Origin of the sequence: Nodosilinea sp. LEGE 07088 (assembly GCF_015207395.1) — a bacterium.
GTDB lineage: Bacteria > Cyanobacteriota > Cyanobacteriia > Phormidesmidales > Phormidesmidaceae > Nodosilinea.
The window spans coordinates 1-19,452 of record NZ_JADEWX010000119.1; the positions used below are offsets into that span (position 1 = coordinate 1).

At 57.2% G+C, this 19,452-nt stretch carries 19 protein-coding genes and 1 pseudogene; 8 read left to right on the top strand and 12 right to left on the bottom strand.

Annotated elements, in window-relative coordinates; translation table 11 throughout:
• Positions 1-420: 420 nt before the first annotated feature.
• From IQ254_RS21245 to IQ254_RS21255, 3 genes are all read left to right on the top strand, one after another.
• Positions 421-1,140 carry a hypothetical protein gene (locus IQ254_RS21245; RefSeq protein WP_193968158.1) on the top strand — a complete coding sequence of 240 codons (720 nt, stop codon included), beginning with the start codon at positions 421-423 and terminating at the stop codon, positions 1,138-1,140.
• Between the two features lie 473 nt (positions 1,141-1,613).
• Complete coding sequence (locus tag IQ254_RS21250) at positions 1,614-2,939, top strand: alpha-amylase family glycosyl hydrolase (RefSeq protein WP_193968159.1); 1,326 nt, start codon at positions 1,614-1,616, stop codon at positions 2,937-2,939.
• An 85-nt stretch (positions 2,940-3,024) separates the two neighbouring features.
• Entirely contained in the window at positions 3,025-4,032 is a 1,008-nt protein-coding gene (locus IQ254_RS21255) for an adenosine deaminase (protein WP_193968160.1), read from the top strand.
• 103 nt (positions 4,033-4,135) lie between these two features.
• On the opposite strand, the gene IQ254_RS21260 is transcribed toward IQ254_RS21255, so the two are convergent.
• From IQ254_RS21260 to IQ254_RS21290, 7 genes and pseudogenes are all read right to left on the bottom strand, one after another.
• On the bottom strand, positions 4,136-4,900 hold the full coding sequence (locus IQ254_RS21260) for a hypothetical protein (RefSeq protein ID WP_193968161.1): 765 nt from the start codon (positions 4,898-4,900) through the stop codon (positions 4,136-4,138).
• Positions 4,901-5,074: 174 nt separating this feature from the next.
• Positions 5,075-5,215: pseudogene (locus IQ254_RS33790) on the bottom strand (flavin reductase family protein); the annotation flags it as partial.
• Positions 5,216-5,454: 239 nt separating this feature from the next.
• Positions 5,455-5,784 carry a type II toxin-antitoxin system PemK/MazF family toxin gene (locus tag IQ254_RS21270; protein WP_193968162.1) on the bottom strand — a complete coding sequence of 110 codons (330 nt, stop codon included), beginning with the start codon at positions 5,782-5,784 and terminating at the stop codon, positions 5,455-5,457.
• Positions 5,772-6,032: an AbrB/MazE/SpoVT family DNA-binding domain-containing protein gene (locus tag IQ254_RS21275; protein WP_193968163.1), complete on the bottom strand. Its 261-nt coding sequence runs from the start codon at positions 6,030-6,032 to the stop codon at positions 5,772-5,774. The genes IQ254_RS21270 and IQ254_RS21275 overlap by 13 nt, the downstream gene beginning before the upstream one ends.
• A gap of 106 nt (positions 6,033-6,138) precedes the next feature.
• On the bottom strand, positions 6,139-6,822 hold the full coding sequence (locus IQ254_RS21280) for a hypothetical protein (protein ID WP_193968164.1): 684 nt from the start codon (positions 6,820-6,822) through the stop codon (positions 6,139-6,141).
• Positions 6,823-6,981: 159 nt separating this feature from the next.
• Entirely contained in the window at positions 6,982-7,959 is a 978-nt protein-coding gene (locus IQ254_RS21285) for an XdhC family protein (RefSeq protein ID WP_228040963.1), read from the bottom strand.
• Between the two features lie 31 nt (positions 7,960-7,990).
• Entirely contained in the window at positions 7,991-9,760 is a 1,770-nt protein-coding gene (locus tag IQ254_RS21290) for a peptide ABC transporter substrate-binding protein (RefSeq protein WP_193968166.1), read from the bottom strand.
• 566 nt (positions 9,761-10,326) lie between these two features.
• Here IQ254_RS21290 and IQ254_RS21295 point away from each other — a divergent pair.
• On the top strand, positions 10,327-11,763 hold the full coding sequence (locus tag IQ254_RS21295) for a hypothetical protein (RefSeq protein ID WP_193968167.1): 1,437 nt from the start codon (positions 10,327-10,329) through the stop codon (positions 11,761-11,763).
• Positions 11,764-11,800: 37 nt separating this feature from the next.
• Here IQ254_RS21295 and hetR read toward each other — a convergent pair whose 3' ends face one another.
• Both hetR and IQ254_RS21305 read right to left on the bottom strand, forming a co-directional pair.
• On the bottom strand, positions 11,801-12,739 hold the full coding sequence (gene hetR / locus IQ254_RS21300; protein ID WP_193968168.1) for a heterocyst differentiation master regulator HetR: 939 nt from the start codon (positions 12,737-12,739) through the stop codon (positions 11,801-11,803).
• Between the two features lie 377 nt (positions 12,740-13,116).
• Positions 13,117-13,455, bottom strand: a complete 339-nt coding sequence (locus IQ254_RS21305; RefSeq protein WP_193968169.1) for a hypothetical protein — start codon at positions 13,453-13,455, stop codon at positions 13,117-13,119.
• 479 nt (positions 13,456-13,934) lie between these two features.
• Here IQ254_RS21305 and IQ254_RS21310 point away from each other — a divergent pair, with 479 nt between their 5' ends.
• On the top strand, positions 13,935-15,065 hold the full coding sequence (locus IQ254_RS21310) for a pyridoxal phosphate-dependent aminotransferase (protein ID WP_193968176.1): 1,131 nt from the start codon (positions 13,935-13,937) through the stop codon (positions 15,063-15,065).
• A 109-nt stretch (positions 15,066-15,174) separates the two neighbouring features.
• Here the strand turns inward: IQ254_RS21310 and IQ254_RS21315 are convergent, their stop codons facing one another.
• The 3 genes from IQ254_RS21315 to IQ254_RS21325 all read right to left on the bottom strand — a co-directional run bounded on the left by IQ254_RS21315 (position 15,175) and on the right by IQ254_RS21325 (position 16,725).
• A complete protein-coding gene (locus IQ254_RS21315) occupies positions 15,175-15,417 on the bottom strand; it encodes a hypothetical protein (RefSeq protein ID WP_193968170.1) in 243 nt (80 codons plus the stop codon).
• Between the two features lie 145 nt (positions 15,418-15,562).
• A complete protein-coding gene (locus IQ254_RS21320) occupies positions 15,563-16,162 on the bottom strand; it encodes a superoxide dismutase (RefSeq protein WP_193968171.1) in 600 nt (199 codons plus the stop codon).
• Between the two features lie 131 nt (positions 16,163-16,293).
• Complete coding sequence (locus tag IQ254_RS21325) at positions 16,294-16,725, bottom strand: peptidylprolyl isomerase (protein ID WP_193968172.1); 432 nt, start codon at positions 16,723-16,725, stop codon at positions 16,294-16,296.
• Between the two features lie 236 nt (positions 16,726-16,961).
• On the opposite strand from IQ254_RS21325, the gene IQ254_RS21330 reads away from it, so the two are divergent.
• The 3 genes from IQ254_RS21330 (at position 16,962) to IQ254_RS21340 (ending at position 19,330) form a co-directional block, all read left to right on the top strand.
• Positions 16,962-17,885: a TIGR02587 family membrane protein gene (locus IQ254_RS21330; RefSeq protein WP_193968173.1), complete on the top strand. Its 924-nt coding sequence runs from the start codon at positions 16,962-16,964 to the stop codon at positions 17,883-17,885.
• Complete coding sequence (locus IQ254_RS21335) at positions 17,885-18,319, top strand: TIGR02588 family protein (protein WP_193968174.1); 435 nt, start codon at positions 17,885-17,887, stop codon at positions 18,317-18,319. The genes IQ254_RS21330 and IQ254_RS21335 overlap by 1 nt, the downstream gene beginning before the upstream one ends.
• 84 nt (positions 18,320-18,403) lie before the next feature.
• A complete protein-coding gene (locus IQ254_RS21340; RefSeq protein WP_193968175.1) occupies positions 18,404-19,330 on the top strand; it encodes a DMT family transporter in 927 nt (308 codons plus the stop codon).
• Positions 19,331-19,452: the final 122 nt, after the last annotated feature.

Below are 19,452 nucleotides of genomic sequence, written 5' to 3' on the forward strand. Positions count from 1 at the left end.
AGATTGCCGGGCAGATGTTTGATAACGAATATGACCTGGCCATGACCGTCATTGAGGGCATGGAGGCACGTAGTAGAACCGGAGATTACCCACTGGAACGTTTTATATTTAATTGCGCCTAGCTACTTATCGCAAGAATGAAACAATAATATCTCGAATCATTCTTAACTTAACGTTGTTATTGATCTCACGATGAAACCCCTTGGTTAGTCAAGGGCGTCAAAGAATGGATGTGGGTGGTTTGTGGGGTGGGATTTTGTCGGTTTCATGCGGGGGACACACGCTCACGGACCGAGTTAGAAACGCTATTGGGGCAGGGTTTTGTTGTAGTCTCGTTACTGCTGCATTAGGTCTAGCCTGGATGATCGATCTCAGCGGTTTTGGTTTGATCAGATTCGCAGATTCGCAGTGGAGTGGTTCATGAGCCCAGTTACCCCAGGTTGGAAGATTATTGACCAGGCAGGCGGAGTCTTAACCCACGCCTATGAATTTGCTCAGGGTTCGTTCGCCACTACGTTTGCAGCCCGGATGGGCAATGGCCAGATGCTGATTGTAAGTCCGTGCATTGGGCTGACAGAGGCCCTTTGTGCTGAACTGGAGACCTATGGCGATGTGGGCGCGATCGCGGCGAACAACGGCTTTCACTACATGGGTCAGCGCGAATGGAGAGAACGTTTTCCCAATGCCCGCTGCTTTGCCCCAGCCGACGCGCTCAAACGCATTGCCCAGAAGGCACCTGAGGCAGGAGACTTTGAGCCCCTTAGCGCCTTGGCAGAAATAGCTGGCCCCCGCATTCAGTTTCGGGAAGTTGTAGATACAAAGATCGGTGAAAGCTGGTTTTGGGTCAAGATCGATCCAGGCTATGTCTGGTATGTGTCTGACGTTCTGATCAATTTGCCGACGCTGCCTTCAGCCTTGGTGCCGCGCATGTTGTTCAACGTCACCGGCAGCGCTCCGGGGTTTCGCGTGTTTAACTTAATGTTGAAAATGTCGGTGAGAAATAAGGCCGCGACGCTGCGCCAGCTGCTCGAAGATATAGCTAACTACCCACCTACGGTGATTGTTCCGGCGCACGGAGCCATACTTTCCCACGACACAGTTGCCTTAGATGCCCAAACAGTAGTTCAGCAAGCCCTATAGCCCAAAAGCTGGCGCTCATGGGATCGACGCTTGCCCTCGCTCTGCAACGGCAACCCCTAAAGCACCGATACAGTCTCTAAAGGACAGACCTCACCCGGGTGCCCGGTCGGAGCCCGGGCACCCTAGTTTTGCAGCTCTGCCGCTCATTTGAGGAGGCAGAGCCTCCGATGAGCATGCCAACGCAGAGTATTGGAACGAGGAGCCGCGAATACTGAATCGACGTTCTAGAATGCCGGTACAGAAACCCGGTTTCTACCCTGGGAACGAACAAATCTCGTAGGCAAACCAACGAAGAAACTGGGTTTTTAGCCATACTGAACCGATGATCTAGACACCATTGCGTCAATTTTGTGAGTCGAGTGATCAGGCAAACCTTCTTACCATCCCCTGAAAAGGTATCTTGGACTTTAATTGTTGTCGCGGCTAAAGCCGTCTGGCCCACCTGACACCCACGATCGCAGGGAAACTGTCACATGCGCATTGTTACGCTCCACGCCTTCAACTGGAAATACAGCCAAATTCTAGAGAACCTAGACTCCATTCGGGAATCAGGCTACGGCGCCATTTTGATTCCCCCGCCGCTGTACTCTGACCCCAACGGTGGTGCCTGGTGGCAGCGCTACCAGCCCAAAGACTACCGGGTGCTACTCTCCCACCTGGGCGGCAAGCGAGAGCTGGAACAGTTGATCGCCGCCTGTCACGGCGATAGCCTCCAGATCCAGGTCTATGCCGACCTGGTGATCAACCACATGGCCAACGAAAGCCGCCCCGATCGGCTCAACTTTCCGGGCGAGGTCGAGCTAGAGCGCTACCGCCAAAACCCTGACCTATACGAAAAAAACCGCCTCTACGGCGACCTCAGCGAAGGGCTGTTTTCACCCTGGGACTTTAACGAAGCAGGCGAAATCGAAGGCCACGAATGGACCGATCGCGGCGCTGTGCAGTATCAAAACCTGTCGGGCCTACCCGACCTGAAAGACTCTGACTGGGTGTTGCAGCAGCAGCACCAAATGGTAGAAGCCCTGGTCGATATGGGGTTTGATGGGTTTCGCATCGATGCCATTAAGCATATTACCGAGCGCATGGTCGATAACCTGGCCGATCGGCCAGAGCTGAGAGATAAGTTCTGGTTTGGCGAAGTGCTCACCGGCGGCGACCACGACGAGCAGGTATTTCTGTGGCCCTTTCTGCGCGAAACCTGGATGTCGGCCTACGACTTTCCGCTGTTTACCACCATGCGAGAAGCCTTTGGCTTTGGCGGGTCGCTCAGGACGCTAGTAAGCCCTGAAAACTACGGCAATGCGCTGCCGTGGAACCGTGCCGTCACCTTTGTGGTGACCCACGATATTCCCCACAACGACGGGTTTCGCTATGGGCTGTTAGACCCCCACGATGAGCACCTGGCCTACGCCTATGTGCTTGGCCGCGATGGCGGCGTGCCGCTGATCTACTCTGACCACAATGAGTCGCACCATGGGGTAGACCGCGATCGCTGGCTCGACGCCTACAAGCGGCCCGACATTGCCGCCATGGTGCAGTTCAACAATGCGGTGCAGGGCGACGAGATGGCGATGCTCTACGAGAGCGACGAGCTGCTCATTTTCCGCCGTGGCCAGAAAGGTATTGTCGCCATCAATAAAGGTGGGTTTAACCAGTCGGTGGAGTTCAGCACCTGGGGGCTGCAGAACCCTGGAATCTACCAAGATGTCATCCACGGCTACGAGATGACCCTATCGGGCAACCGATTCTCGTTGTTTGTGCCGGCCCGCACGGCGCAGCTATGGTTGGTCAAAGACTGACCCTATCGACACGCATAACACAGATAACACAGACAGAGAGCCGACGGGTGGGGCATAATAGCCGCTGAATAGCGTTGGTTGACCTATGCGATCGCCCCTTGTTGCCCTGCCCAAGACCGAACTGCACATTCACATCGAAGGCTCCCTAGAGCCCGAGATGATGGTGGCCCTGGCCCAGCGCAACGGCATCGCCCTGCCCTACGATTCGGTCGAGGCGGTGCGGGCAGCCTACCAGTTTGAAAACCTGCAATCGTTTTTAGACCTCTACTACGCCGGGGCCCAGGTCTTGCAGAGCGAGCAAGACTTCTACGACCTCACCTGGGCCTACCTGCAAAAGTGTGCGTTGCAGGGGGTGCGCCACACCGAAATTTTCTTTGACCCCCAAACCCACACCGATCGCGGCATTGCCTTTGAGGTGGTGCACAGCGGCATCACCCAGGCACTCCATGATGCCAAAGGGGAATTGGGGGTTTCTTCAGCGCTGATTCTCTGCTTTTTGCGCCATCTCAGTGCCGAGGCGGCTATGGCCACCCTGGAGCAGGCGCTGCCCTATCGCGACAGCATCATCGCCGTGGGGCTTGACTCGTCTGAGCTGGGGCATCCGCCGTCGAAGTTTCAGGCGGTGTTTGACCGGGCGCGGGCCGAAGGGTTTCTCACCGTGGCCCACGCGGGCGAAGAGGGGCCACCGGAGTATATCTGGGAGGCGCTACGCCTGCTCCAGGTGTCGCGCATTGACCACGGGGTGCGATCGCTCGAAGACCCGGCCCTGGTCGAGTACCTGGTCGAGCACCAGATACCCCTGACGGTGTGCCCCCTGTCGAATATCAAGCTCTGCGTGTTTGACACCATGGCGCAGCACAACCTCAAGCAGCTGCTGGAGCTGGGCCTGTGCGTCACGATCAACTCCGACGACCCGGCCTATTTTGGCGGCTACCTGGCCGAAAACTTTGAGGCGGTAGAGTCGGCCCTGGGGCTATTGCCCGAGCAGCTGGTGCAGCTGGCTAAAAACTCCTTCAAGGCGTCATTCTTGAGCCCGGCAGAGCAGCAGCCCTACCTGCAGGAGTTAACGGCCTATGCCGCATCGCTAGCCTAGCGCTCCACAGCGCAAGTTTTTATACTATTCTTTAGGGCTAAGGAACAGGGGAGCTAGGGAGCCAAGCGATCCAGAGCGGTGGACATATTTCCGCCTCAGGGTACTAGGGCAAGCGCACAGCCACGGTGTAGGACGGTCGCTGGGATTTTTCGCGCTGGGTTTTGACCAGGCGAAATCCTGCGTCGATATAGAGGTTGTCGAGCTGGGGTCGGGCCTTGGCGATCTGCTCGTATTGCCTGGTGGAGACTCGATTAGCCCCCCGGGTTGGTTGAGATACCGACGGCTGGGGTTGAGGATTGCTGGCGTAATTGGCCGCCGTTTGCCGAAACCAGGCAGCGGCGGTGGCAGCACTAAAGGCCCGGGAGCCAAACCGCAGCCCCTGGCGAATGCAGACATTTTGAATATCCCAAGTCTGCGGCCTGGCTGCTGAGCCAGTCTGTACACTGTAGCTCTGCATAATCATCAGGTCATAGCTCAGCAGCCAGCGCGACATCCAGCTCAAAAACGGGGTTTTGCGGCCTGGTTTGTAGCGGGCCAGGTTGGCATAGTAGCCGTTGCTATCAAAGATTTGGTACGACTCGTGGCGCACGCGCCCCGGCAAAAGGTCTTGAAAGGGGTTGGTCGACCATACTGCCATCCAAACCCCCTTCAGCAGCGGAATTTGTTGGTGTAGGTCGGGGGTGGGGTTGCGTTTCGCCAGCTCGTTGAAGAGCGGCATCAGCGCTTCATAGGCAAATCGCACTTTTTGAGCCATGGGGTCGGCGTCACGCTGATCGACCAGCTTGAGCAGACTAGATTTCAGGTCTGCGGTGCTGACCTCTGCCAGGGCAGCAGGCTCGAACGGGGTGCTCAACATGACTGAGTCCATAGCGGTATCTGGTAACGATGAGACCAACGGTTCCACTATATCTACTCCAAGCAGCACCGGCAGCCCGCTCTACACAACGCTCACGGTTTGGGAAAACCGTTGGGAATCTCGAAGCGATCGCCCGTGTGGCAGGCTAATGCTAAACATCAGCGCCAGGGGTTTGTGGCCAGCGGCATTGAAGTAGGAAAACGGGGCCAGATTAGCGACGCCCTCCGGTGACAGGCTAGAGACAAAGGCAATTGGCCGGGGAACAATGCTGCCAATCAGCAGCTTGTAGCGCAGGGAAGGATCTAGCAGCTCAGGATCAATTTCCATGGCAATATAGAGGTGGCAAAACGTCGATTGCCCGAATTCTGACACGATTTGCCCAGGCTGCGCCGATCAGCGATCACAGTGGCGTCTAGCCCCAGCATTTGCGGTCAAAGCGCCATGGAGAAAACCGATCGCGATCCGTCTGCTGATCTCGCTGCGTTGCCCAGTGAGCAGTCATGCCGTTAGGGGCTTACCGCTGTAGGCCCACTTGAAAGGCTGAGCCATGGTGCGATTGAAGTAGTCTACGCAGCAAACATCTCGGCCAAGGTCGCCAGCAGTAGGCTCTGCTCATCTTGGCTGATCTGCCCCAGCGTTTTGACCAACCGAGTTTTGTCTACCGTGCGAATCTGGTCGAGAACGATTTGCCCGGCTTTGCCCTGAAACTGACAGGCCACACGGGTCGGGTAGGGCTTGCCCTTGGTGGTCATGGGGGCCACGATCACCGTCGCAATATAGCGGTTCATCTCGTCGGGGGAAATCACCACACAGGGACGACTCTTTTTAATCTCGCTACCCACGGTAGGGTCAAGGTTGATGAGAAAGACGTCGAAACGATTCACTACCATTCCCATTCAGCGTTGTCCCAGTCGGTGGTGCTGGTGTCGTCAAGTAGGGTGTCGTCTTGGTGCTCGGCCAGGTTGGCAAAGGCAGCATCCCAACCGGCGCGCTGACGGGGGGCAGTGCGAATGACAATGCGATCGCCCTGCACCTCGATCTCGACCTCGGTGTTGAGGCCGCTTTGCTCTAGCAGCAGCTTGGGAATACGAATGCCCTGGGAGTTGCCGATCTTGACGATGCGGGTTCGAATGGCGGTGCCCATGGGATATAGCCCTGTAGGTATTAGGTGATTACATTGTAGATACAGCTGCCAAGGGGCGTCAAGTAGAGCCGCCGTGGGGGTAACCAACGTATCCGAGGTTCTTAGGTTAGCCTCCGGTTGTCCTGCGGTGAAGCGAAGGCACGCGGTGCCGAGGTGGCAGGGCCTGCTGAGTGAAGATAGCCATGCCATAGAGAATCAGGGTTTCGCCCAGAAGCTCGGCAAATTCTTCGATGGTGATTCTGAGGTGTTCGCCGAGGAATAACAGTCTGGATGAATCATGGGTGGCCAACTCTGAGGCGATCGCACCCTGAGCCGCCTCTGCCCCAAAGCCGCCCAGCAAAAAAACGCTGACCCCTGCCAGCACCCAGAGCACAGGGCCACGATGGTGCCGCCAAATGACGACCAGATCTGGCAGCCCCAGCACCGGAATGGCCATCAACAAACCCAGGTAAATCAGTTTCCAATCGACCTGATGCAGCCAGAGATGGAGTTTGGTGACTTCGTCTAGCGCACCGTATAGGCAGAGCAATGCCAGGGCACTGGGCAAAAACCAGGAAACCGGGTGGGCCAGGCGCTGACGAAACCGCAGCAGCACTAAACACAGGCCCCCGATCGCCAACAGGTGAGCCGCCTGGAGCCAGGATGGCAGCGATCGCAACCCATTCAGGTCGAGCAGCGGCAGCGCCTCTCCTCGCGTATAAATCATGGCCAAGTAGGCGATGGCAAGGCCGCCCTCAAAGCCGATCAGGGCGATCGCGGTCTGGGGCATCCATTTTGGCGTAGTCATCATAGAGGTTAAAAATAGGCTGACAGATAGGCTGTGCCCATCTTGGCCTTACCTGGGGGCTAGCCGCCAGCGCATAAAGTCGGATTCGGTCGGCAACTGGCGTTACGCCGATGGAGTTGCCCCAAAGCCTTTGGGCCGATAGAACGGTGATGTGAAGCCGCATCAGCCTGCGAGATGTTGGCGCAGCCGCTCCGAGAGCGATCGCCCGGTGCCGCCCCGCCGCACCATAATCAGCTCCGCGCCAATGCTAACGGCAATTTCCTCGGGGGTTAACGCTCCGATATCCAACCCAATCGGGCCATAGATGTGCGCCAGCTGCTCGCGGGACAGGCCCACCTGGGCGATCGCCTGGTAGACCTGGCGCACCCGCTTTTCGCTGCCGATCATGCCGATGTACCGACAGGGCTGGGGGCGTTGCAGCAGGGCCTGGAGCGCAGCCAGGTCGTAGGTGTAGCCACGGGTAACCAGGGCGGCGTAGAGGGTTGGGTGGGTGGTGAACGTCGCGATCGCAGGGGCAATGTCCTGGGCCAAAATCTGGCTGGCCTGGGGGTAGTGGTCGGCATTGGCCCACTCGGGGCGATCGTCTTGCACGGCCACTTGAAAGCCAATTTGGTGGGCAACCTTCGCCAGTTGCATACCCACGTGGCCCGCCCCCACAATCAAAAGCGTCGGCGGTGGGGCCAGGGTTTCCACAAAAGCCGTCGCCCGATCAATCTGGGCGGTATCGTCTGCCAAGTAAGGATCTGTAGAACCATCTAGGGGTGTGACCAACGTGACCGACTGCCCGCTCTGGAGCTGTCGTAAAACCTGCTGTACTAAAGATTTTGCCGCGTTACCCTGCCAGCGCTCGAGCCAGACCCGCATGTGGCCGCCGCAGACGCCCTGGGTTTGCCGCTGGGGGACTCCAGACAGGTCGATATCGACAAACTGCTTGGCTCCCGTTTTGAGAATTTCCTCGGCCCGATGCAGCACCTTGGCCTCTCCGGCACCGCCGCCAATGGTGTTAAACGCCCGCCCCTGGGCATCGACCACCAGCCTGGCCCCCACCTCTCGGGGGACTGAGCCACGGACGCTGGTGACGGTGGCTAAAACAGCGGGGCCGTAGTCGAGGGCTTGAGCCAGTTGGTGAAAGCACGTCATCAGTAGCGCAGCGTTTGGGGGCGGGGCTATTCTATTCGGCGGCGGGCTTTGGTTTCCAGTCTTTGATCGCCCAGGTGCTGGCATCCCAGGGGGTAAACTCAGCCTCAACAATGCGATCGCTCACCGCATTGACCATGGCCCGGTGCACCACGGGTATTACCGCCACATCCTTGGCCAGCAGCTCATTCATTTGCTGAAATAGCTCAGCCCGGCGAGCGGGGTCAAGTTCTTCGCGGGCCGATGCCCACAGTTGGTCGTACTCGGGGTTGCAGTAGCGGGCGTTATTAGGTTCTTGCCACTGATTGGCCAGCGACGCCACTTTATCGCAGGTCCACCAGCCCATGTAGGTGCCTGGGTCAGGGCTTTCGTTGCCAATCGAATACATCTGCATATCGGCATAGAAATGGTTGAGGCTGTCGGTATCTTGGGGGTCACCCGAAAAGAACTCATCCATGCGCACCCGCGAGATCTCTACATTGATGCCAATTTCTGCCAGGCTATCGCTGACAATGGCCTGGGTCTTCTGGCGTACTGGGTTGACCGCCGCCTGAAACATCACCTCCAGCGTGACGCCGTCTTTGTCGCGCAGGCCATCGCCATCGGTGTCGACCCAGCCCGCTTCATCGAGCAGCGCCTTGGCTGTTGCCAGGTCATAGGTATAGTTGACCGTTGGCGACTGATAGGTCTCTGGGGCTACCAACAGCTGGGCCGTGGGTTGGCCGGTGCTGCCGTAGAGGTCTTTGGCAATGGTGTCGCGATCGATCGCCAGGTTAACCGCCTGGCGCACCCGCAGATCGCTGAAGTAAGGGTGCGGAATTTTGGGGTTCGATCGTTCTCCGGCCTCGGTGCGAGTAAAGGGGTCAGAAAAGTTCAGCATGATGCGCTCTACCTGAGAGCCAAACAGGGTGGTGACGTGGCCGCTGGCGTCAGTCTCCAGGGTACTGAGGGCGTCGGCTTCGACCTGAAGATTGTGGGCAAAGTCTGCTTCCCCAGTTTGCAAGACCTCCCGCGCGGCGGCATAGGGGGCTATGCCACCCTTCAGCTCTACTCGTTTAAAGGCGGGTCGGCCGCCCCAATAGCTGGGGTTGGGTTCAAAAATAACTGTGCCCGGCTCAAACCCTACCGCCTGGTAGGGGCCGGTGCCCACGGGTTGAACATTGGCCACGGCGTCCCTGGCGTCGGGGCCGTTATATTCCTCAAAAATGTGGCGGGGCAAAATCAGCCCTGTTTGGCCGGTAAAGGGCACCGACCAATTGGGCGTAGGGGTAGAAAAGGTAATTTTGACGGTGTAGTCGTCAACAGCCTCGACCCCCTCGACCCCTTCGTAAAACTGGGCGGTAGCCGCAGCCACCACTGGGTTGCGAATGAATTCAAAGGTAAAGACCACATCGTCGGCGGTGAAGGGTTCGCCGTCGGCCCAGGTCACATCGGGGCGCAGGGTCCAGGTGACGCTGGTGCCGTCTGCGGCTACGCCACCATTCTCTGAAGATGGAATTTGATCAGCTAAAAAAGGCACCAGCTCCCCGGCTTCGTTGTAGCTGGCCAGGGGTTCGTAGACAATGCGGGCCGCTTCAAAGTCTTGGTAGCCGGTGGCCATGTGAGGGTTGAGGGTCAGGGCAGAACGGCTGTAGAGCAGGCGCAGCGTTTGCGGGTCGCGATCGCCCTGGGCCAGGTCTGCGGTCGCGGTGGTTGAGGCTGAGGAATTGGAGACATCGACCGGTTGGCTACAGGCGATCGTGGTAAACAGCGCTGCCCCCGCAGCGACAGCCAAAAGAGCGGTACGAGACCCTAATCTAACCATTTGTGACACTACTAGAGCAAAAACGACAGTGCGGCTGGGGCATGCTTTACCCAGGCTATATGGTAGACAATTTGTGTATCTGACGACACCTCTGTTAAGAGAGTTGCCTACCGCTAATGTCTATCAAGGGCAGGGGCCATAGGCCCGGATGTTTTCGGCTAAAAGTTGCTGCACTCGTCTGCCCCCATCGATTGCGCCAGGGTGCTATTCAGAAGCGGTTAGAAGAACAAAATGCCCAGCGGGTGCTGCCTCAGACGGTAATTGCTTTGACACAGTTGTAATTGAGTGGTTTAGAGCAATCGGCTGGTTCGGCTCCGGTTAAGTTACCCAACCGTTGGCGTTGCTCAACCGGGTCTAGAGAGGCATGGGCAAGCTTAAAGCAGTCGCTAAAATCTGATCACAAAGAAAGTCCGATGCCTATAAAACTGACACATTGTCATTAATGCAATTAAATAGACAATGAAAAAGTGAATAAATTGGCAAGATTAGTTACTCTTAGGGGTCAATAGCCCCGCTGCGGTTGATTATTGAGTGTGAGACTACGCGACCAGGATCAGACAATTACTATGACTGACACTACGGCTTCGAGCACTTCTCCAGAGGATGGCAACAATACGCCTCGACATCAGCCTGAGACACCCGGCCCCCAGCCTTCAGCCGACGATGCCTCTGGCTGGGAAGCGGTAACGTTGCCAGGGCAGTTGCCCCTAGCTACGATCTCAACCTCGGCAGATGAAGTATCTGCTGAGGAGCATGGGGGCAATGATGCGTTGCGCTGGGCCGATGGGCAGGTCGATGCTGTGGCTGTCGAGCCAGATCTGTCTAGTCCCGAACCCGCTCCTGAAGACCTGGTGCAGCTGATTCAAGACCTCAACCAGTGTAATGATGCGTTGCTCTTGCGAGTCACCGAGTTAGAAGATGAGCTAGAGCGATCGCAGCTGGCCCTACAGGCCGAGGTTGAGCGCAATCAGGCATCTATGATGGGGTTGCCTACCGCTACACCGCCTGGCCCAGTACAGCAGCAAATTGCTCAGCTGCTGAGCGAGCTCGATATTGCCAACGACGGGCTACGCCGCACCACCATCCACAACGAAACTATCCATGCCGAGCTAGAGACTAACCAACAGCGGGTGGCTCAGCTAGAGCGCGAGTGTACGCTCTTGCAGCAGCGCTTTAGCGATAAAACTATGGCCCTGCAACAGGCCGAAGAAACCTGCCGCGATCTAAAAGCTCGCTTGCATCGCCAGCAGCGCTACACGCTGCAATTTAAGGCAGCGCTAGAGAAGTGCTTAAATACCGCCCCTGGGTCTGCTGGTATGGGAGCGGCGAAGGCGGCGGCGGCCCCAGTGGCCCGAGCGGCTGGTCAACCGGTCACAATGCCGCGATCGCAGCAAATTCAACCCTGGTCTGGGGGGCAGGGGGCACTGGGCGATAACCCCAGTTTGACCCAGCTACTGCGAGGGCTGCGGGGGCCAGGATCAGCGACGCCTGCCGAGCCCCAGCACCCCCCTGCTTTAGCGACTTCCCCCACCTTAGGGGTCGCCGCCGATCTGTCTGCGGCTCTAGCCGAACCTGAACCAGTGGTGTCGCCGCCAGTTACTCCTGTGGCTCCAGCCCTAGAAGCTCCAGACCCTTGGCTCGAAACATCGCCTGCGCCTGCGCCTGCGCCTGCGGTCGATCAGGCCACGCTGTTTACTGAGCCATCTCCCTGGGGTGAGCCGGTGATGCCGGTAGGCCCCGCTGTTGCCCCACAGGAAGCGATGCCGATACAGCCCACCGTGGCCGCGAGCGCAGTTGCGCCAGTACCACCAACAGAGCCCATGTCTCCAGCCGCCCCAGCCCCGATGGCCGCTACCCCGGCTGCACCAGCGTTGCCGTCTTATTTGCTAGACAACAGCAAACCTTCGCCATCGCCCCTGGTCTACCCACTGCGATCGCAGAAAAAGATTACCTCTATTGCGGCCGTTGAGTTGCCCAGCTTTGGCCGTGCCCGGCGGCGGTAGCCCTTAGGCAGTAGCCAAAAGTAAAGGGTCGTATAGGCTATTTCAAGTGATGACCAACGACCATTTGCAGCAGCGTTGGCTCACCACCGGGCTGATGATATTTATCTGCCCAGGAGCGGATCATGTCGTCTAGCTCTCGAAAAGCCGCGTCTCGTTGGGCTGCGGGCAGGTCTAATTCCTCCAGCACCCGCATGGCGCCTGGCAGGCGAGTAGCCCACTCGCGCATCATCCGAAAATACTGGGCGGTGTCTTCGACCATGGTACACATGCGCTCTTGATCGTCCACGGGTGCGTAGGAAGACCGAGCGAGCCCGTAGTAGGAGGTTCCCCAAGATGCATCGATCCGGGCTACGGTGCCCGAGTAAATCAGGCGGCGGCGAATGTGTTCGGCCAGAGCTTCACTGAGGGGAACGCGGTGATCGGCAGGTAGGTCTTCCTGGGATTTTTCGTGGAGAATTTCAATCAGTTCTAGAAACTGAAAGGAATTGATAATTCGGGCATCGGGGCAGGGAGTCGATAACTTATGCTCGAGGATGGATTTTTCGTTAGTGGTGAGCGAGGTACCCGCTACCCGCGACTGCCCTGGCTGCCATGGGTAGCGCCGCAGCCACATGTATGGAAACTGAATGAGGTAGCGGGGCTCTTGGGAACCCAGCATTTTGAGGAGCTTACCCTCGGTGAGAGCCTGGCGCATTTCCTCGACAATGGCCTTGACTCGCTTGGGCTCAATATGATGCAGGTGGCCGGTCATGCGCAGATTTTCGCCCTGCTCTAAATAGGTCATGTAGATAGCGCACTTGGCGGCAGTGGCCGCCGCATCTAAAAAAGCTCCGTGGCGGTGACCGCCCGTGCGCATGGCACTGAAGGCAATGTAGAGCAAGATCTGGTCAATCGCACTGGGGCTGAGGCGGCGAATCAGTGCTTCATCGTCTACCCCAAAGGGTGACAGGGGTGTTGCGAAACTGGAATCAGCCATCGGACTCAAGACACTCATAACGACGGGCGATGACGCGACCTAGGTGGCTCAGGGCGCGAAACCGCTGAAAATGGAACCGAAGCAGCAGATGCAGCTAATTTAAGGCTTTATAAGACGATGCACCACAGACATGCAAAATAAATATGCTGGCTTAATATGGCTTAATTTTATACTGATGGCTGACCCTGCCACCGAAGTGGCTAATCGGCATAAACAACCATCTGATTAAACTTAATTTTGACTCAAAACCTGCCAATATTGTCGTTAAAGTCGGCACTTTAATGCTGTAAAACTAGCTTAAGCCAGATCATAAACCCAGATGGGGTGTTCAAAAATACCGCTCATATCCCAGTGGTTGTGCGGATTCGCGACTGCTTTTAGGTAGTTTGGGAGGCAGCGGGTGGGAGGGCAGCAGGTTGAGCAATTCTACCGCTGCCCCGGTAGGCGGTGGGTAGATGCCAGCTGGCATCTGGATTAGGTGGGTTAGGGGCAATGCGACCGCTGCCGCGAAAGCTGAGTTCTTTAGCGATCGCAGGTACGCGCCTGAGACGGCCGCTGCCACGGTCATCGTCAGATCGGTTGGTCACCTGTGGGAGTGGCTGGGCATTTTGCTGATATTGGGTAGCCAGCCCCAAGGCGGGGGTGACGATCAGCAGGCCTAGACTAGCAGCCCAGGCCAGGTGCGGTGTCGGGAAGTAGTGAGGATAGGGTTGCATAGGACGTAGCCTTGTGAGCGCTTCTAGTCCTAGTTACAAACCTGGGGGGACTCAGTCAGGAAAATCTGGATGCGTAAATTTGCGGATTTATAGATTTTGGTAATGGTGAACACGCATCGGTGCCTGGTTAGACAACCGATGACTCGGCCCAAAAGTACTGTGGTAGCGACGTTTGGTGAGGCCAGGAAGCTAGTTTTGATCGGCTTTAAGACCGGAGGAGATTTACCAAATCTTCTTGATCCCAATTGCGCTTTACCGCAGCAGTTAGCGCTTCAGGATAATCATGACGCCTGGGTGAGAAAAACCTTGAGCGGCAATAGTCAGAACGAGGCAAACGATCTAACCTATGGGGATGTTCTAATATTCAAGCTAACGTTGGTTGTCCCTATTGTTAGGGGGAGCCCGTAGCCAATGTTTGTGGAGGTGTGGCTGTGCCCAAATTTGCCTTAGCCAATCGTGTAACCTGCGTCAGCCCATCGATGACGCTGGCGATTTCAGCCCGGGCCAAGGCGATGAAGACCGAGGGGTTGCCGGTATGTAGCTTCAGCGCTGGGGAGCCAGACTTTGATACCCCTGACCACATTAAGCAGGCGGCCAAAGCGGCTCTCGATCAGGGCAAAACTCGCTATGGGCCAGCGGCGGGGGAACCGGCTCTGCGCCAGGCGATCGCCCATAAGCTCCAGCACGACAACGGCCTCTGCTACGGCCCCGAAAACGTCATTGTCACCAACGGCGGCAAGCATTCGCTCTACGGGTTGATGATGGCCCTGATCGAGCCTGGCGATGAGGTAATTATTCCAGCCCCCTATTGGCTGAGCTACCCAGAGATGGTGAAGCTGGCTGGCGGTACCCCAGTGATCGTGCCGACTACTGCTGAGCAGGGCTACCGCATCACTCCCGAGCAGCTGCGTCAGGCCATTACCCCCCAGACCAAGCTATTTGTTCTCAACTCGCCCTCTAACCCTACGGGGATGGTCTATTCCCCAGCTGAAATCGTAGCCCTAGCGGCGGTCGTGGTTGAGGCCGACATCTGGGTGGTCTCCGACGAAATCTACGAAAAAATTCTCTACGATGGGGCGACTCATCTCAGCATTGGGGCCGTATCGCCCGAGGCGTTTGAGCACACGATTATTAGCAACGGGTTTGCCAAGGCCTATTCCATGACGGGCTGGCGGGTGGGCTACCTGGTGGGGCCAGCGGCGCTCATTAAGGCCGTGGCCACTATTCAGGGCCATAGCACGTCTAATGTGTGTACCTTTGCCCAGTACGGTGCGATCGCCGCCTTAGAGGGTTCCCAAGACTGCGTTGCCATGATGGGGCGAGCCTTTGCCGAGCGTCGCCAGGCCATTATTGAGCGGTGTCGTGCCATTGAGGGCGTGAGCTGCGGCGTGCCCGAGGGAGCCTTTTATCTCTATGCCGATATCACTGCCCTGGGAATGCCGTCCCTAGATTTTTGTACCCAGCTGCTGGACGAAAAGCACGTGGCGATGATTCCGGGGATTGCGTTTGGGGCTGAGGGTACCTTACGTATTTCCTATGCCACCGATATGGACACCATCTTAGAGGGCATGGATCGCTTAGAGGCCTTTGTAAAAACCCGCTTGGGATAGCATTCACTGCCCCCAACTCACTGATCTAGTTTCAATTGCCTCTAGTCTCAGTCGCTGAGATGTAGCTCCATAGGGGCGCACCCGTGGGGCTATTGATGTGCTGACCCAGCTATTGCCTACTGCGGCCCTCAGCCAATGTTCTCAGCCGCCGATCGACCCAACAGCGGGCTTTGTAAATTGCCTCAGAGCGACTTACCACACCGGGTACAGCCACCGCAGAACCACCTTCATGGGTCGCCCAGACGGCATACAGCGGTACCCCTTCCTCGATGCTTTGATCCAGCTCCAGGCGAAAACCTCGGTAGGCAAACGACAGCACCACATGGGGGTAGTCGGGGTCGGCAAACAACATAGCAGTAGTAGAAAAGGGGCAAATTGAGCTGGACGGCCTCAGAATAGCGCTAATTTTGGCCTTAATAAGGGGCCATGAGGGCAAAAAAGGGGTGAACCTTGGCCCACCCCTAGTCGCGGAGCACGACTGCGGCGCTGTCGCCAGGCTAGGCATTGGCCAAGTTGCTGGCGGCAAAGTCCCAATTTATAAGGCTCTTAAGAAAAGTCTCAATGTAGTCGGGGCGCTTATTCTGATAGTCGAGATAGTAGGCGTGCTCCCAAACATCCATGGTGAGCAGAGGTACCTGCTCGCTGGTGAGAGGGTTGTCGGCATTGAGGGTTTTAGCCACCTTGAGAGTGCCGTTGTCGAGCACCAGCCAGGCCCAACCGCTGCCAAACTGAGTGGCCCCAGCCGCCTTAAACGCCTCGGCAAACTTGTCAAAACTGCCAAAGTCAGCGTCAATTTTGCTGGCCAAGTCGCCCCTGGGGGTGCCGCCGCCGTCAGGCTTCATCGATTGCCAGTAGAAGGTATGGTTCCAGGCCTGGGCAGCGTTATTGAATACACCCTGCTTGGAACTATCGCCAGCGATCGCTTTGATCACCTCTTCAATGGGTTGGCTATCGTAGTCGGTGCCTTTGACCGCATCGTTGTACTTGCTGACGTAGGCCGCGTGATGCTTATCGTGGTGAAATTCCAGGGTGCTCTTAGAGATGTAGGGCTCTAGGGCATCGTAGGCATAGGGGAGGGAGGGCAATTCGTAGGCCATAGGGCTCCTGGAGGTAAAGGCCACTGACATAATAATTGCTTCACCAGCTAAAAACTATCCCCCTGGGGTGGAGGGGGATAGTTTCAAACCTTCGATATACCTGGCCTCGAGGCAGAGATGGAAATGCTACCTCAGGCCTGAATTGCCACCAGCTCAATGTCAAAAATGAGGGTTTCTCCGGCTAGCGGGTGGTTGGCGTCGAGGGTGACATCGGCCTCAGACACATCGGTAACCAGTACCGGTACCATCTGACCTTGGGGCCCCTGGAGCTGAAGCTGAAGGCCGATATCGAGGGGAATGTCCTCGGGGATTTGGTGGCGTTCGACCACCATGACCATTTCTTCGCGGTGGGGGCCGTAGGCATTTTCAGCAGCAATGACTTCGGTTTTGGCGTCGCCAGGAGCCATGCCGACCACCGCTGCTTCAAAGCCGGAGATGACCTCGCCCTTGCCAATGGCAAATTGCAGGGGATCGCGATCGCGCGATGAGTCAAATACAGTGCCGTCTTCTAGCTTGCCGGTATAGTGAATCGAGACGCTATCGCCTGTTTTAGCCTGGGTCATAGAACTATCCTTAGGGTAATGGGCCTTGCAATCAGCGATGGCTGTTTCGTCGATTACAAACATGCACATTTACGCTAGCGGGCATTTTGTCGAACCCCGGCAATACTAGAGATTTTCCTAAGGTTTCAGGTAGCAAGCTAGGAAACTTGATGCTGTTTTGGTGGTCGCCGCCCCTGCTAATCTCAAAGCAGCGTTGTATCGGTCTGTACCTGAGATCTGTACCTGAGAGAGGGGCCATGGGTGAGTCGCCAGATATCACCGAAAACCAGACTCCTCCCAATGTCTGGTTAGCCGAATTACAGGCCATTTTGCAGGGCGCTGTCGGCGGCTTTTTGTTTGGCATTCCCCTGCTATACACCGTGGAAGTGTGGTCGATTGGTGCGGCCACCAGTTCTCGCTGGCTGCTGGCGGTGCTACTGGCTACCCTGGTCGGGGTCGGCCTGCTCACCCAGGTAGAAGGCTTTCGCCAGGCCCTCAGCCTGAACCCGCTAGAGGTCTTCTTAGAGAGCCTCGAAGCGGTGGCGATTGGCACGGTCTGTGCGGCCTTAGCGCTAGGGTTACTGTGCCGCATTACGCTGGCAACCCCCCTGTCGGAGGCGCTAGGCAAGGTCGTGTTTGAGGCAGTGCCCTTTTCGCTGGGTGTGGCTCTAGCCCGTTCTACTCTCCAGGGCAAGGGTCGCCGCGAGGCTGGGGTAGACCGCTCGGCCAGTCGGCGCACTACGGTTCCCCGAGCACGGCAGCTGACGGCTCCGACCCTGGTCAATCTCCGCGATGCCCTGGTCGATTTTGATGCCGCGCTCATTGGCGCCGTGCTGATTGCCTTTAGCATTGCCCCCACCGAAGAAGTGCCCTTGCTGGCTTCGTCGCTCCCACCCCTGTGGCTGCTGTTGATTATGGCGGCATCGCTGGGGCTGTCCTATGCCATTGTGTTTGCCTCGGGTTTTACCGATCGCGCCGAACGTCGCCAGCGCGGGCTGCTGTTTAGCCCCCTAACCGAAACCCTCGTCGCCTACGTGGTGGCGCTGGTGGCCTCAATGATCATGTTGGTGCTGTTTCAGCAACTCACCGCTAGCGATCCTTGGTCAGAATGGCTCAGCGATATCTTGGTTTTGGGCCTACCCGCCTCCATTGGTGGAGCCGCAGGGCGTATTCTAATTTAATGACTGCGCCTGACTATCCCCAGACCCCAACCTCTACCGATACCCCTCAGGGGTTTACCCAACGTTCTGCCGCTGAGTGGGTGACGTTTATCGCCGCCGCCGTGATTTTGTTGGGGCTGGTGGGGTTAATTTTATTTGACTGGCAGACCAATCAAAACCGCCCTCCCGCCTTTTCGGTGGCGGTCTCTGAGGCCGTCCGCGTGACCGATGGGCGCTACTATGTCCCCTTTGCCATTACCAACACCGGGGGGCGCATTGCCCGCATGGTGCAGGTAACCGCTGCCCTGGCCCTTCCCGATCTTGGGGAGGAGACCGGGGAGCAGCAGATCGACTTTCTTTCTGGCCACGAAACTAAGGCAGGCAGCTTTGTCTTCTCCCACGATCCCCAAGCCGGTCAGCTCAGCGTCAGGGTAGCCAGCTATCGCCTGCCGTAGAATACGCTTTAGAGAAAGCAAAGTCAGACAGCAAAGTCGAGAAAGCAAAGTACTATTGGTTCCCGGCCCCATGAGGACTATGTTTTGCTTGGCTATGGCTTGATTTTGCTGGCGACGATTTGCTTTGGGGCTCAAAATTTAATTGCCCGGGTGTTGTTTACGCCCTCTGATGTGGTGTGGCTGGGTGAGACCGGGGGCTTTGTTGACCCGACGCTGCCCAACTCGTTTTTGCTGATGTTTATGCGCACCCTGGTGGGGGTACCGTTGATGGCGGTGCTGCTGCCCCCGGTCTACCCCCCCATATGGGCTGATCTGCGTCGGTTGGGCACCCCCGACTACCGCCGCGAACTCTACCTCGCTTTGGTCGGCGGGGGGCTGATGTTTGGCTACCTGGCGTTGCTCTACGTGGCGGTGGGGCGCGTGGCGGCGGGTATTGCGCTGACGCTGTTTTTCACCTTTCCGGTCTATACGGCGCTGCTCGCCTGGTTGTGGTTGGGTCACCGCCCCAGTCTCAGCCGCTGGGCAATTTTGGCGCTGATTTTGGTGGGTAGCGGGTTGACAATTCCCACCACCGGGGGGGCGATTGAAAGCTGGTTGGGGGTGGCCTTTGGCCTCGGGTCAGGCCTGGTCTATGCGTTTTATACGGTGGTGGCCCAAAGGGCCTTTGAGACCTTTCACCCGGTGCCCTTTACGGGCATTAGCTTTGCGGTGACGCTGGTGCTGTCGGCGGCCTGCCTACTGCTGTGGCCGGTCAATCTGGCCGGGCAGTTGTGGCCAGCGCTATGGGTGGGTGGGCTGTTATCTGCGATCGCCACCCTCACCGGCCACGTGCTCAACAACCTGGGCATTCGCACCGTTGGGGCCACCGCTGCTTCTATGCTCGGTGCCGCCAACCCTGCTCTAACGGCGGTATTGGCCTGGGGCGTGCTGCAAGAGCAGCTATCGCTAGTACAGGGATTGGGGGTTTTGTTAGTGACCGTCAGTGTGGGTTTACTGAGTTTGACCAGGTAGTACATTTTAGTAAAGGACAGAGGAAAAGATGGACTCTTCCCGTTCTGCCAACTTCTGTCTGACTTGGCGATTGTAGTCATGGATGAACATCCAGATCGCACCGATGTGATTCTCTAGCTTCT

Bases quoted from the DNA above. Each gene is read 5' to 3' on its own strand.
- IQ254_RS21245 (WP_193968158.1), top strand. From the start codon at position 421: ATGAGCCCAGTTACCCCAGGTTGGAAGATTATTGACCAGGCAGGCGGA.
- IQ254_RS21250 (WP_193968159.1), top strand. From the start codon at position 1,614: ATGCGCATTGTTACGCTCCACGCCTTCAACTGGAAATACAGCCAAATT.
- IQ254_RS21255 (WP_193968160.1), top strand. From the start codon at position 3,025: ATGCGATCGCCCCTTGTTGCCCTGCCCAAGACCGAACTGCACATTCAC.
- IQ254_RS21260 (WP_193968161.1), bottom strand. From the start codon at position 4,900: ATGGACTCAGTCATGTTGAGCACCCCGTTCGAGCCTGCTGCCCTGGCA.
- IQ254_RS21270 (WP_193968162.1), bottom strand. From the start codon at position 5,784: ATGGGAATGGTAGTGAATCGTTTCGACGTCTTTCTCATCAACCTTGAC.
- IQ254_RS21275 (WP_193968163.1), bottom strand. From the start codon at position 6,032: ATGGGCACCGCCATTCGAACCCGCATCGTCAAGATCGGCAACTCCCAG.
- IQ254_RS21280 (WP_193968164.1), bottom strand. From the start codon at position 6,822: ATGATGACTACGCCAAAATGGATGCCCCAGACCGCGATCGCCCTGATC.
- IQ254_RS21285 (WP_228040963.1), bottom strand. From the start codon at position 7,959: ATGACGTGCTTTCACCAACTGGCTCAAGCCCTCGACTACGGCCCCGCT.
- IQ254_RS21290 (WP_193968166.1), bottom strand. From the start codon at position 9,760: ATGGTTAGATTAGGGTCTCGTACCGCTCTTTTGGCTGTCGCTGCGGGG.
- IQ254_RS21295 (WP_193968167.1), top strand. From the start codon at position 10,327: ATGACTGACACTACGGCTTCGAGCACTTCTCCAGAGGATGGCAACAAT.
- hetR (WP_193968168.1), bottom strand. From the start codon at position 12,739: ATGGCTGATTCCAGTTTCGCAACACCCCTGTCACCCTTTGGGGTAGAC.
- IQ254_RS21305 (WP_193968169.1), bottom strand. From the start codon at position 13,455: ATGCAACCCTATCCTCACTACTTCCCGACACCGCACCTGGCCTGGGCT.
- IQ254_RS21310 (WP_193968176.1), top strand. From the start codon at position 13,935: ATGACGCTGGCGATTTCAGCCCGGGCCAAGGCGATGAAGACCGAGGGG.
- IQ254_RS21315 (WP_193968170.1), bottom strand. From the start codon at position 15,417: ATGTTGTTTGCCGACCCCGACTACCCCCATGTGGTGCTGTCGTTTGCC.
- IQ254_RS21320 (WP_193968171.1), bottom strand. From the start codon at position 16,162: ATGGCCTACGAATTGCCCTCCCTCCCCTATGCCTACGATGCCCTAGAG.
- IQ254_RS21325 (WP_193968172.1), bottom strand. From the start codon at position 16,725: ATGACCCAGGCTAAAACAGGCGATAGCGTCTCGATTCACTATACCGGC.
- IQ254_RS21330 (WP_193968173.1), top strand. From the start codon at position 16,962: ATGGGTGAGTCGCCAGATATCACCGAAAACCAGACTCCTCCCAATGTC.
- IQ254_RS21335 (WP_193968174.1), top strand. From the start codon at position 17,885: ATGACTGCGCCTGACTATCCCCAGACCCCAACCTCTACCGATACCCCT.